This is a genomic window from Agarivorans sp. (genome assembly GCF_050295395.1).
In the GTDB taxonomy this organism is placed as follows: domain Bacteria; phylum Pseudomonadota; class Gammaproteobacteria; order Enterobacterales; family Celerinatantimonadaceae; genus Agarivorans.
Map to the genome: position 1 here is coordinate 1 of NZ_JBNKPP010000209.1, position 11924 is coordinate 11924.

General features: G+C 48.4%; 11 protein-coding genes and 1 pseudogene. 8 read left to right on the forward strand and 4 right to left on the reverse strand.

Annotated features, from left to right (window positions below; all coding sequences use genetic code 11):
• On the reverse strand, positions 1 to 872 hold an 872-nt coding region (locus ACQY6Q_RS11950; RefSeq protein ID WP_427981717.1), incomplete at its 3' end, for a bile acid:sodium symporter family protein.
• 306 nt (positions 873 to 1178) lie between these two features.
• On the opposite strand from ACQY6Q_RS11950, the gene ACQY6Q_RS11955 reads away from it, so the two are divergent.
• The 6 genes from ACQY6Q_RS11955 to ACQY6Q_RS11980 are packed head-to-tail and all read left to right on the forward strand — an operon-like array spanning position 1179 to position 8987.
• Positions 1179 to 1583: a hypothetical protein gene (locus ACQY6Q_RS11955; protein WP_427981718.1), complete on the forward strand. Its 405-nt coding sequence runs from the start codon at positions 1179 to 1181 to the stop codon at positions 1581 to 1583.
• Positions 1584 to 1628: 45 nt separating this feature from the next.
• Positions 1629 to 2882, forward strand: coding sequence for a TolC family protein (locus ACQY6Q_RS11960; RefSeq protein ID WP_427981720.1), 1254 nt, complete (start codon positions 1629 to 1631; stop codon positions 2880 to 2882).
• Positions 2883 to 2890: 8 nt separating this feature from the next.
• Positions 2891 to 4495 carry an efflux RND transporter periplasmic adaptor subunit gene (locus tag ACQY6Q_RS11965; protein ID WP_427981722.1) on the forward strand — a complete coding sequence of 535 codons (1605 nt, stop codon included), beginning with the start codon at positions 2891 to 2893 and terminating at the stop codon, positions 4493 to 4495.
• Positions 4492 to 7614, forward strand: a complete 3123-nt coding sequence (locus ACQY6Q_RS11970; protein ID WP_427981723.1) for an efflux RND transporter permease subunit — start codon at positions 4492 to 4494, stop codon at positions 7612 to 7614. The genes ACQY6Q_RS11965 and ACQY6Q_RS11970 overlap by 4 nt, the downstream gene beginning before the upstream one ends.
• A 59-nt stretch (positions 7615 to 7673) precedes the next feature.
• Complete coding sequence (locus ACQY6Q_RS11975) at positions 7674 to 8294, forward strand: copper resistance protein CopA (protein WP_427981725.1); 621 nt, start codon at positions 7674 to 7676, stop codon at positions 8292 to 8294.
• A 24-nt stretch (positions 8295 to 8318) separates the two neighbouring features.
• Complete coding sequence (locus ACQY6Q_RS11980; protein WP_427981726.1) at positions 8319 to 8987, forward strand: cytochrome b/b6 domain-containing protein; 669 nt, start codon at positions 8319 to 8321, stop codon at positions 8985 to 8987.
• Between the two features lie 56 nt (positions 8988 to 9043).
• On the opposite strand, the gene ACQY6Q_RS11985 is transcribed toward ACQY6Q_RS11980, so the two are convergent.
• Both ACQY6Q_RS11985 and ACQY6Q_RS11990 read right to left on the reverse strand, forming a co-directional pair.
• On the reverse strand, positions 9044 to 9397 hold the full coding sequence (locus tag ACQY6Q_RS11985) for a DOPA 4,5-dioxygenase family protein (RefSeq protein WP_427981727.1): 354 nt from the start codon (positions 9395 to 9397) through the stop codon (positions 9044 to 9046).
• 126 nt (positions 9398 to 9523) lie between these two features.
• Positions 9524 to 10393 carry a LysR family transcriptional regulator gene (locus tag ACQY6Q_RS11990; protein WP_427981729.1) on the reverse strand — a complete coding sequence of 290 codons (870 nt, stop codon included), beginning with the start codon at positions 10391 to 10393 and terminating at the stop codon, positions 9524 to 9526.
• Between the two features lie 92 nt (positions 10394 to 10485).
• Between ACQY6Q_RS11990 and ACQY6Q_RS11995 the strand changes: the two genes are divergently transcribed.
• Positions 10486 to 10986: a lactoylglutathione lyase family protein gene (locus tag ACQY6Q_RS11995; RefSeq protein WP_427981730.1), complete on the forward strand. Its 501-nt coding sequence runs from the start codon at positions 10486 to 10488 to the stop codon at positions 10984 to 10986.
• A gap of 79 nt (positions 10987 to 11065) precedes the next feature.
• Here ACQY6Q_RS11995 and ACQY6Q_RS12000 read toward each other — a convergent pair whose 3' ends face one another.
• On the reverse strand, positions 11066 to 11683 hold the full coding sequence (locus tag ACQY6Q_RS12000; RefSeq protein WP_427981732.1) for a LysE family translocator: 618 nt from the start codon (positions 11681 to 11683) through the stop codon (positions 11066 to 11068).
• A 155-nt stretch (positions 11684 to 11838) separates the two neighbouring features.
• Here ACQY6Q_RS12000 and ACQY6Q_RS12005 point away from each other — a divergent pair.
• A pseudogene (locus ACQY6Q_RS12005) lies at positions 11839 to 11924 on the forward strand (glyoxalase); the annotation flags it as partial.

Consider the following 11924-nt stretch of genomic DNA (forward strand, 5'->3'; position numbering starts at 1 on the left):
GCAAAAATCACCTTCGCCATAGGCACCCCTGCCGCCAAGGTTTTTTTACTGCCACAAAACACCGCCGCTATTTCATCGGGACGGCTAAAACCGACTTTTCTCGCCCCCCACTGAATCAAATGCACCATAAAAAACAACACCCCTAAACACAGCAGCAAAGAACTCAGTAACAACGAGCTAGAGAAACGACTCCAAATACCATTAATAATCGAGTCACAAAAGGCATTGTAAACAATCAAAATAATCACTAGCTTATCGACTTTATTAACCACTTGCTTGTTGCGCTCTACCCACGCCAGTAAGTAAGGACGTAGTACCTGCCCTACCATCATCGGCAACAATAACAATTTGGATATCGATAATACCGAGTCGAGCAAGTTCAACTCAACGCCTTCTAAGCCCATAAATAACTGAACTAAAAAAGGCGTAATAAACACCCCAATAATACTGGAAAGCGAGGCATTAAATATTGCACCGGGCACGTTACCTTTACCCACACTAGTCATGGCCACCGACGAAGAAATGGTACTGGGCAGCACCAATAAATAACAAAAACCAAAGGCCAGTGCCGCCGGCATAAAACGCAATAACACATCACCAAAGATTAACCACAGCAAGGGGTAAGCAATAAAAGTGGCCGACTGGATGTACAGATGTAAACGCCAGTTGCTTAAGCCTGATTTCAGCGCACTTGGCGACAAGCCCAAACCATGTAAAAAAAACACCACCGCCACCCCAAAAGAGCACACCATATCCAGTTGCAGTGGACCATCGCTGCGCCCCAGCTCTGCCGACACAGTTGCCAAGCCAATCGCCAGCAACATGCCTAACAAAAACCATTCTTTTTTTACCTTTGCAGAAAAGCTCATCATACCCATTACTCACAGCACTGCGCAGCTCGCCCTCACCACAGTCTGGAGAGCAAACTTAAATTTAGCGGATGAAAAACAGTAGCTTAACCCAAGCCAAACCCAACAGCATAGACCTAACGCAAGAACCACCTGAAAAGCCGAGCAGGGTCTAACGGAACGCTCAAGCCAATTATATTTGGCAAGCTAATAGGTAACTAAACACAAAGCTTAACCACTGTTATCAAACAATAGGATAGCTATTAGGCTATTGCCTAAGAAGAGTAATCAATATACTATCAACTCGATATTGGCCCGATGTGTATTCATTTGCGTATTTTATTTCTGATTTTTCTGCTAATGACCAACCTTATCTCAACGCCCTCAATGGCGATGGGAGAGTTGCACTTAGCCGTAACAGAAGCGCCCAATGCACTCAGCGCAAGCCAAGCTAGCTCGGCGTGTCACATGAATCATGCCGCTGCCGCAGAATCAGCGCATCAGCATATGTCGATGCACAGCAGCAGCGATAGCACTTCAGCTAATTGTGATGATTCGGTCGATGAACTATGCGAAATTCAATGTGACCTTTCCGCCTGTAGCGCCATGCTACTCGGCTTAGCTAGCCAACTATCCCTGCACATGTTAGACAAAGACACGCCAGTGTTTAACTATTCGCATGTATTCCCCAAACAACAACAAGAGTCCCTCTACCGCCCCCCTCTCATTGGCTGATTTACCCGTAGTTTAAATTCGTAAATCAACAATTGAGGACAGATTATGATCCCCCGTTTCTTAGCCGGGTGGTTAATGTTATTTATGCTAAATAGCGTTGCCCAACCCCTGCGTTTATCAGAAGCAGAACACTTGGCTTTAAACCAAGACCCTGCCGCTGAGATGTATCTAAATCAGCAGCAACAATATGCTGCGCAAGCAGTGGCCAAATCGCAACTGCCAGACCCTATGGTCAAGCTTGGCTTGGGTAACCTACCCACCGACAGCTTTGCGCTTGACCAAGACCCAATGACCCAATTTAGCATTGGCGTAGCTCAACAATTTAGTCGTGGCGACACCTTGCAGTTAAATGCTCAAAGCTTTGAACACCAAGGCGAACAAAGTAAGTTATTGGCCTTTAATCGCCAGCTAGAGCTGATGCGCACGCTACGCAATACTTGGTTCGACATTAACTTTGCCCATCAGGCGCAGCAGTTAATTAAACAAAATCAAAGTTTGTTTAAACAAAATGTCGACTACGTGCGCAGCCAATTTGAGTTAGGTTACAAACAAAGCCAAGACCTCATCAAAGCAGAACTGCAACTCAACAAGTTTGATGAGCAAATTGCTGCTTTTGCCCAACAAGAACAGGCATTACGTGGCCGCTTAGCCTCTTGGTTAGGGGTCCAAGCCTTTGAGCCATTATCTAGCGAATTACCCTCTTGGCAAGACAGCGAAGCCTACGCACTAGAGGCCCAATATCAGCACTATTCGCTGCTAAGCCAGCACCCCAAAGTGCAAGCTGCGCAAAAAAATATCGACGTAGCAGACAATCAAATTGCCATCGCCAACGAGGCCTATAAACCGGCATTTAAGTTAGAGCTTGCTTACGGGCATCGCCGTGCAGAAGAAATGGATGGCTCCAGACGCAGTGATTTACTCAGTGGCTTTGTCACTATGGATGTACCGCTATTTACCGATAAGCGCCAAGACCAGAGCCTAATTGCAGCGCAACGTGGTAAAGGCATGAAACGCGCAGAAAAAGATTTATTAATCAATAGTATGAATGGGCAATTAAATGGTGCCATCGCGCGCTATAGCAATACCCATGCGCGGCTACAACGCTACCAAAACACCCTGTTGGAACAAGCCAAACAAAACACTGCGGCAGTGCTGCAAGGTTATCAGTCCAATAGCAACGACTTTGCGCGTGTTATTGAAGCCTATATGGACGAACTGGCACTCACTCTGGAATACCAACAGCTAATCAGCATTAAGTACAAAGCGCTAGCCGACCTGCGCTACTACCAAGCGAAATAGGAACCACCATGAATAAATTTACTCTTAGTATTGTTTGTCTAGCGCTTGGGCTTGCTGGCGGCTACGCCTTAAATTCCAGTGCATTGCTTGGCGGTGCCAATCACCAAGCTCAAGCTGCACCCAGCGCCAGCAGCGAACCACAACCGCTGTACTGGGTTGCACCGATGGATCCCAACTACCGCCGCGACAAACCCGGTCTTTCCCCAATGGGCATGGAACTGGTGCCAGTATATGAAGACAATAGCGCCAAGGCCGCTGCAGGCACGGTGACCATCTCACCCAACGTGGTGAATAACCTTGGGGTGCGCAGCCAACAGGTGATTCTTGCCAGCTTCACCCCCGATCTACAAGCAGTGGGCAGCCTTAGTTTCAACCAAGATAAGTTATGGCAAATGAACAGTCGCGTCTCCGGTTGGGTAGAAAAACTCTACCTTAAAGCCGAAGGCGAGTACTTAGAAAAAGGCCAAAAACTACTGTCGTTGTATTCACCCGAGCTATTAAAAGCCCAAGAAGATCTGCTCAACGCTCTGCGTTTGGGTAATCGCCAGCTGATTGCCTCCTCCAAGTTACGCTTACAAGTATTAGGCGTGAGTCCTGGTCAAATTAAGCAGCTTGAGAAAACTAAAAAAGTCAGCCAATTAATCGACTTATACGCTCCTGAATCAGGTTACGTGGCAAAACTTGGGGTGCGCGAAGGTGCCTACATTTCTCCGGCCACACAATTAGTAGAAGCGGGCAGCCTAGAAGACATTTGGCTAATAGCCGAGTTGTACGAGTCGCAAGCGAGCCTGGTTAAATTAGGCGACCAAGCGTTGATGCAAGTAGACAGCTTCGCTGGTGAACAATGGCAGGGTGAAGTGGACTATATCTACCCAGTACTCGACCCCAGCACTCGCACCTTACGGGTTCGTATTAAGTTCGCTAACCAAGACCAACGGCTAAAACCCAATATGTATGCTCGCGTGAAACTACAAACGGCAACGCCACAGGCCAGCCTGCAAATTCCTCGAGAAGCCGTTATCTACAGCGGAGGCTTTAGCCGAGTGGTGATGGACAGAGGCGAAGGACAATTTCAATCGGTAAAAGTGCAAGTGGGTCGCGAAAGCGCTGGCATGGTTGAAATACTAGCAGGCTTGCGCGAGGGCGATAAGGTAGTAACTAGCGCGCAATTCCTACTCGATTCTGAGTCCAGCCTAAGCGCCGATTTTAGTCGCATGGGCCCGCCAGACCGCCAAGTGAATAACATGGACCACAGCAGCATGGATCACAGCACTATGGATCATAGCTCGATGAACCAAGGCAGCATGGACCACAGCACTATGGACCATAGCACTATGGATCATAGCTCGATGAATCAAGGCAGCATGGACCATAGCACCATAGATCACAGCACTATGGACCACAGCTCGATGAACCAAGGCAGTATTGACCATAGCACCATGGACCACGGCTCGATGAACCAAGGCAGTATGGACCATAGCACTATGGATCATAGCACCATGGATCACGGCAGCATGGCGATGCCCGAGCAAGGCCAGAGCAGCGACGACGATGAGCTAGACTGGCTCGATCTCGACGCCGATGAAAGCCCAGCGGCAGGAGACGGCAAATGATACCAACGATTATCAAATGGTCGGTCAGCAACCGCGTAATGGTGCTGCTGGCCACCCTAGCGCTGGTGATTTACGGGGCTTTTACCATAAAAAATACCCCGGTAGATGCGATCCCCGACTTATCTGACGTACAGGTGATCATTAAAACCAGCTATCCCGGACAAGCGCCGCAAGTAGTTGAAGACCAAGTCACCTATCCGCTCACCACGGCGATGTTGTCGGTGCCAAAGGCTAAAACCGTAAGGGGCTATTCGTTCTTTGGTGATTCCTACGTCTACATTATTTTTGAAGACGGTACCGACATGTATTGGGCGCGCTCAAGGGTGCTTGAATACTTGTCGCAAGTGGCGCCCAACCTGCCAGATAACGCCAAGCCAGCGTTAGGCCCAGACGCCACCGGTGTAGGCTGGATTTTTTCCTACGCCCTCACCGACCGCAGCGGTGGGCATGACTTAAGCCAACTACGTAGCCTGCAAGACTGGTTCTTAAAATACGAACTACAAACCGTGCCCGGCGTATCGGAAGTGGCTTCTGTCGGCGGCATGGTAAAACAATACCAAGTAAAAATTGACCCCGATAAACTGCGCACCTATCAGCTACCGCTGTCGGCGATAACCCAAAGTATTAAACAGGGTAATCAGGAAGCTGGGGCCAGCGTTATCGAAATGGGTGAAGCCGAATACATGGTAAGAACCAGCGGTTATCTGTCCAGTATTGAAGACTTGGAAAAGCTACCGCTAAAACTTAATCCTAATGGCACCCCCTTGCTGTTAGGTGAAGTTGCCCAGATAGAACTAGGCCCGCAAATGCGCCGAGGCATAAGTGAACTGGATGGCGAAGGCGAAGTGGCCGGTGGCGTGGTAGTAATGCGCTACGGTGAAAACGCCCGCGAAGTGATAGCCAAGGTGAAGCAAAAGCTTGAGAGCTTACAGCGCTCGTTGCCAGAAGGCGTAGAGATTGTTACCACCTATGATCGCTCTGGCCTTATCGACAGCGCGGTAGACAACCTACAAGATAAATTGCTAGAAGAATTTATTGTAGTGGTTCTGGTCTGTGCGGCATTCTTGTTCCATATTCGCAGTTCGCTAGTGGTGTTACTGAGCCTACCGGTGGGTATCATCATTGCTTTTATCATCATGCGCTGGCAAGGCATTAACGCCAACATCATGTCGCTGGGTGGCATTGCCATCGCTATTGGCGCCATGGTCGATGGTGCCATTGTGATGATAGAAAATGTGCATAAACACATGGAACGCACGCCCTTAAACAACAGTAACCGCTGGCAGGTAATTACCAAGGCGTCTGCTGAAGTAGGCCCAGCCCTGTTCTTCTCGCTGTTAATCATCACCTTTAGCTTTGTGCCGGTATTTGCCCTGCAAGGCCAAGAAGGCAAAATGTTCTCGCCGTTGGCCTTTACCAAAACCTATGCCATGGCGGCCTCGGCTGGTTTAGCGATTACCTTGGTTCCGGTGCTAATGGGCTACTTCATTCGCGGTAAGGTCATCGCTGAGCATAAAAACCCCTTAAATCGCTTATTGATTGCCATCTACAAACCGATATTAAGACTTAGCCTAAAAGCCCCAGTAGTAGTGCTGTTAGCTGCCGTGGCCTTAATTGGTGTGGGTATTTACCCAGTTAACAAAATCGGTAGCGAGTTTATTCCGCCCTTGGATGAAGGCGATTTGATGTACATGCCCACCACCTACCCGGGCATCAGCATCGGTAAGGCTCGCGAGTTGCTACAACAAACCAATAAGCTGATCAAAACCGTACCCGAGGTAGAGCGAGTCTGGGGCAAAGTAGGCCGCGCCGATAGCGCCACCGATCCTGCGCCACTCACCATGATCGAAACCTTCATCACCTTGAAAGACAAATCTCAATGGCGTGAAGGCTTAAGTAGCGAAGACCTGCGCCAAGAACTGGACAGTTTGATTCAGTTCCCCGGTCTCACCAACGCCTGGGTAATGCCGATTAAAACCCGCATCGACATGCTCGCCACCGGGATTAAAACCCCCATCGGCATAAAAATAGCCGGTGAAGATCTGTCGGTAATCGAAGACATTGGTAAGCAAATCGAAGTCATCTTACAAGACGTTCCCGGCACGGCTTCAGCTTATGCTGAACGGGTGGCAGGCGGGCGCTATGTGAAGGTGGATATTGATCGCCTACGCGCTGCGCGTTACGGCCTCAACATTGCCGATGTACAAGCAGTGGTGTCTACCGCTGTAGGCGGAATGAATGTAAGCCAAACCATTGAAGGCCTAGAGCGCTATCCGGTGAATGTGCGTTACCCGCAGCGCTACCGCGACAGCGTCGAGCAAATGAAACTATTACCACTGGTTTCAGCCAACGGCATGCGACTCAGCCTAAGTGACGTGGCCGATGTCTATGTTGAAGATGGCCCGCCAATGATTAAAACCGAAAATGCCCGCCCCAACGGCTGGATTTTTGTCGACATTGAAGGCCGTGACTTGGGCTCTTACGTGCAGGAAGCGCAACAAACAGTGGCCGAGCAACTGCAATTGCCCGCCGGATATTCAGTGGCTTGGTCAGGCCAATATGAATACATGGAGCGCGCTGCCGCTACCCTAAAAATTGTGATTCCAGCCACCTTGGCGATCATCGTGTTGCTGTTGTACATGGCCTTTCGGCGGGTTGGCGAGGTACTGATTATTCTCGCCACTTTACCACTGGCGATGATCGGCGGGATTTGGCTGATGTACCTGCTCAACTACAACTTTTCTATTGCGGTAGGCGTTGGCTTTATCGCCCTAGCCGGGGTGGCTGTTGAAATTGGCGTAATCATGCTGGTCTACCTCAATCAAGCCCTAGTGAGCACCTTGGAGCAAGATGCTCGCATCAGCCAGCAGCAATTACGCGAGGCGATTATCGACGGCGCGGGTCTGCGAGTTCGCCCGGTGATGATGACGGTGGCCACGGTGATCATTGGTTTAGTACCAATTATGCGAGGCGGCGGAACCGGCTCGGAAGTGATGCAACGGATTGCCGCGCCGATGATTGGCGGCATGGCTTCGGCCTTAGTACTAACCCTGGTGGTATTACCCGCCGTTTATTACCTATGGAAGCGCATTAGCTTGCGTAAAGTCATCATCGACTAAACTACTAACTATAAAAAAGCTGGGCATCGCCATTCGATGTCCAGCATAAGGAGAACAACATGAAAAAACGTCTACTACCACTATTACTGCCCTTAAGCCTCGCTTTTGCCTTGCCTGTACAGGCACATTCAGAGCATTGCCAAGACAGCAAGTTAGGCGGCCTAATGAAAGACATGAAGCAAGATCTAAAAGGCTATGTGGACGCAGTAAAAGCCGACGATAAGGCCACTATGCAACAGCAAGTTGAAAAACTGCTCAACTCGGTTGAGCAGGCGAAGCTGGAAGTACCCATGAAGCTACAACAGAAAGGCCACCCCATGATGGACCAAGAGATGGCTAACATGGATCATAGCCAAATGGACATGAACAGCAACATGGCAGGCATGGATCACAGCCAAATGGATATGAACGGCAACATGGCAGGTATGGACCGCAGCCAAATGGACATGAATGCCAACATGGCAGACATGGACCATAGCCAGATGCCTAATATGGAAGGCATGGATCATCAAACCCATATGCTACACATGGCCTACCTAGAAGGCATAGAGCAACTAGAAGGCTACTTCCAACAACTCAAGCAGGCGAAAGATAAGCAAGCGATAAAACTCGCCTTACAAAATATTAAAAAGCACACTAAAGACAGCCACCAACGTTTTCGTTTAGATTGCGACGACTAAACTCTTAACTAGCAAGGAGCAGCCATGAATAACAGCCAAAAACGAAAGATATGGGATGGTTTTGTGCGCTTCTATCATTGGCTGCAAGTATTATTGCTAGGTGGTTTATGGTGGAGTGCAGAACAAGCCCGAATGGAGCTACACATGGCCATGGGCTTGTGTCTGTTAAGCCTAATTCTCGCCAGAATTGTCTGGGGCTTTATTGGTAGCAGCAACGCCCAATTCCGCCATTTTATTGCTCATCCCAAACAAGCGTGGCAAGAATTTAAACTCGAACTCAAGGGCAAGCCTGCAGCTACTGCTGGGCACAGTGCCTTGGGTGCCTATATGGTAATTGCGTTAATATCAGTGCTGCTGTTACAGCTTGGCTCTGGCTTGTTTATCAGTGATGACCTATTTAGTGAGGGGCCGCTCTATCACACCGTTAGTGAACAAACCAGTTTGTGGCTAAAAGACTTACATCATAGTAACTTTAATCTACTATTGGGCCTAGTTGCCCTGCATGTGGCTGCCATTGGCTGGTTTACCCTTAAAAAACGCCAGCTGATCAGAGCCATGCTAAGCGGCTATCGCCACAGCCCACATAGCCCCGCCAAGCTGCGCAACGGCTTTATTGGTTTTGTGGTATTTATGCTGATGTTAGGCACCATGACTCAATTGTTCGGCGACTATTTTGTACTGGATGGTTTATAGCATTTACTAGGCGCTAGGCCGCCACTATAAGGTGGCCTAAGCCGCAAACCGTCGTTTTAGTCGAGAAATGCGTCCATATTTAGCTCAACCGGATCACCCAACCAATAAGCGTAAATGGTGTGGTCATCAATAGCGTTGCCCGATAAGGCATGCACCAATACATTTAACTCCCCACGTTGCTCATCTAACCACGGAATAAAAGCGTCAAAGGCTTTGTGGTTGAAGATGATCTGGCAACTCCACTGAGTATGGGGGCCTACACATTTTTCATGTACCCGCCCCACCTTTAAACCAAACTTCTCGCCGGCTTGATGACACAGCTCGCTAGCAAAGGCCAAGCTGTCTTGATCAAAATACACATGGGCATGGTAGGCCTGATGCCGATTAATCGGTCTATTTATCATTTCCATTAAGTTACCTTATACGATGAAGATGGGCCTAAGCACACTGCCAGCATCAGCAGCGCTATGCAATCACAACTTACACAGCACCCAAGACTTCAGCATGGCCTATAGCCAAGTGTTTAAAGGCTACTTTTAAAGCCACTGCTTTATCTTGGCCGTCACCATCTGAATGCGTTTAGGTAAAGCACGATAGCGTTTAAGGCACAGGAATAACTCCTCGTTCACTGGCTTAGCTAGCGAGTGAGCACTTACCTTATCACTATTACCAAAGGCTTCTACCGCATAAGCAGGCAATACCGTAAAACCTAAACCCAGGCTTACCGGCTGCATAATTAGGCCGATTTGATTAGAAAAGCCCTTGCGGGGAAAATCGCTAGCATGCTGAAACTCAGCGTAATTTTCCCCCAATAATAAACCGGCATGATGCGCACCATCGGGGTGGTCGATAAAGCCCAAGTCCATTAGCTGTTGCCAAGTGGGCTTGCCCAGCTTAGCGGGGGTGACTAACAATAAGGCCTCGGTGGCGATGCTTTCACTCTTTACCTCTGCCATTGATGAGCGCGCGCTAATTAAGCCGATGTCGGCTTCCCCCTTAGCGATGGCTTTTTCTATTTCGGCATTGGGCGCAAAACGATACTCAATCACCAGCTTAGGGTGGGCTTGTTGCAAGGCCAGTAGTTGTGGGTAAAGCTTAAGCCCTACGCTGCCCGGAGAGCACACCCGCACCACGCCCTCGTCTACGGGGTCGTCCACCAAGCTTTGCTCTAAATGAGCCAAGCTCAGTAATACCTTGCGCGCCTCGTCATAAAAACGCTGACCCGCTTCAGAGAGGGTAAACTGCTTACCTTGGCGCACAATTAACGATGTGCCCAGTTGCTCTTCTAATTTACGTAGCTGCTGGCTTACCCCCGATTGGGTCATATGCAAGCGCTCGGCGGTGCGGGTGAAGTGGCCCACCTCCACCAAGGTACAAAAGGTATTCAGCCAAGTGGTATTTATCATTAGCAAACGTACTCATAAAAATCACTAATGATAATTTAAGGTTATTAACCGTTGTTTGTAAACTGCCCACATCAACTATTGAGGAGCAAGTTATGCAAAGCACATTTCCAAGAACCTTTTCCCACATCGGAATTTCGGTACCAGACCTAGACAAAGCCGTAGAATTTTATACCCAAGTACTAGGTTGGTATTTAATTATGCAGCCCACCGAAATTACAGAAGACGACAGCGCCATTGGCGAAATGTGTACTGATGTATTTGGCAGCGGCTGGGAGCGTTTTTCCATTGCCCACCTTTCCACCGGCGACCGCATTGGTGTAGAGCTGTTCCAGTTTAAAAATCAAAGCAATCCAGAAAACAACTTTGAATACTGGAAAACCGGGGTATTTCACTTCAGCGTGCAAGATCCCAACCTAGAAGAATTGGTAGAACGCATCGTTGCCGCGGGCGGTAAAAAACGCATGCAAGAGCCACGTTACTACTACCCCGGTGAAAAGCCCTACCGCATGATTTACATGGAAGACCCTTTTGGCAACATCCTAGAGATTTACAGCCACAGCTACGAGCTGACCTACAGCGAAGGCGCGTATTAGGGCATAAAAAGCGAGCACAGCGTAGAGTTGGTGCTCGCTTACAGTTAAGCGCTAGTTTAGTAGTGAGTTTATAAACCCGTTATAGCCGCTCACTAAATGCCAGCTTTAGCCCAAGACCAGCGAAACTAGCAGAAAATAGCTTTTGTATTGCTACGGTTGCCCTTTGGGAATTAACGATGTATTGACTAAAGCTACCCGATAAAAAGCCATATAAAACAAAAACAACCAGCGTCATAAGCATGAATACTCCACCCAAAATAAACATATGATAAAGCGCATGTTCTGTGTTTGATGGTATGAATTGCGGTAGAAACGCTAGAAAAAATATTGAAAGCTTTGGATTTAAGATATTTAGTAAAAAACCCTTGATCGCAATGCTAGTGTACCTAGTGCCTTTAGCCTCTTTATTTACAGAAAGTGGCGACGATGACCGCCACATTTGCCATGCCAGATAAAGCAGATAAGCTGCCCCCAAATATTTAACAACCTGAAAGGCCAATGCGCTAGCATGAAATAACGCAGCCAAGCCCAACGAGCTGGCAAGCAAGGCTGGAATAATGCCGAGCGTACAGCCGAGAGCAGCAATAAAGCTGGCTCGTTTGCCAATAAATAACCCCGTAGCTACAGTGTATAAAACGCCAGTACCGGGAATAACAACAACCACGAATGATGTGATTAAAAACTCCAGTGAAATCATTTGAAGGTTCCTTTTCTTTAGAGCTATAACATCGCGTTAAGTAACCAACAAGGCGACCACCGCATCGAAACCATTGTGCAGTAAGTTCTATAGCTAGTTCAAACCCAATATGGCAAGCCTTGCTACTAAGCCAATAATATTAAAAATCGCGGTTTTTTTACTTTAACGTGCAAGATCCCAATCTAGAAGAATTGGTAGAACGCATCGTTGCCGCGGGCGGTAAAAAACGCATGCATGAGCC

What these genes read in the sequence shown, in the direction of transcription:
- ACQY6Q_RS11960 (WP_427981720.1), top strand. Translation starts at nt 1,629, where the DNA reads ATGATCCCCCGTTTCTTAGCCGGGTGGTTAATGTTATTTATGCTAAAT.
- ACQY6Q_RS11965 (WP_427981722.1), top strand. Translation starts at nt 2,891, where the DNA reads ATGAATAAATTTACTCTTAGTATTGTTTGTCTAGCGCTTGGGCTTGCT.
- ACQY6Q_RS11970 (WP_427981723.1), top strand. Translation starts at nt 4,492, where the DNA reads ATGATACCAACGATTATCAAATGGTCGGTCAGCAACCGCGTAATGGTG.
- ACQY6Q_RS11975 (WP_427981725.1), top strand. Translation starts at nt 7,674, where the DNA reads ATGAAAAAACGTCTACTACCACTATTACTGCCCTTAAGCCTCGCTTTT.
- ACQY6Q_RS11980 (WP_427981726.1), top strand. Translation starts at nt 8,319, where the DNA reads ATGAATAACAGCCAAAAACGAAAGATATGGGATGGTTTTGTGCGCTTC.
- ACQY6Q_RS11985 (WP_427981727.1), bottom strand. Translation starts at nt 9,397, where the DNA reads ATGGAAATGATAAATAGACCGATTAATCGGCATCAGGCCTACCATGCC.
- ACQY6Q_RS11990 (WP_427981729.1), bottom strand. Translation starts at nt 10,393, where the DNA reads ATGATAAATACCACTTGGCTGAATACCTTTTGTACCTTGGTGGAGGTG.
- ACQY6Q_RS11995 (WP_427981730.1), top strand. Translation starts at nt 10,486, where the DNA reads ATGCAAAGCACATTTCCAAGAACCTTTTCCCACATCGGAATTTCGGTA.
- ACQY6Q_RS12000 (WP_427981732.1), bottom strand. Translation starts at nt 11,683, where the DNA reads ATGATTTCACTGGAGTTTTTAATCACATCATTCGTGGTTGTTGTTATT.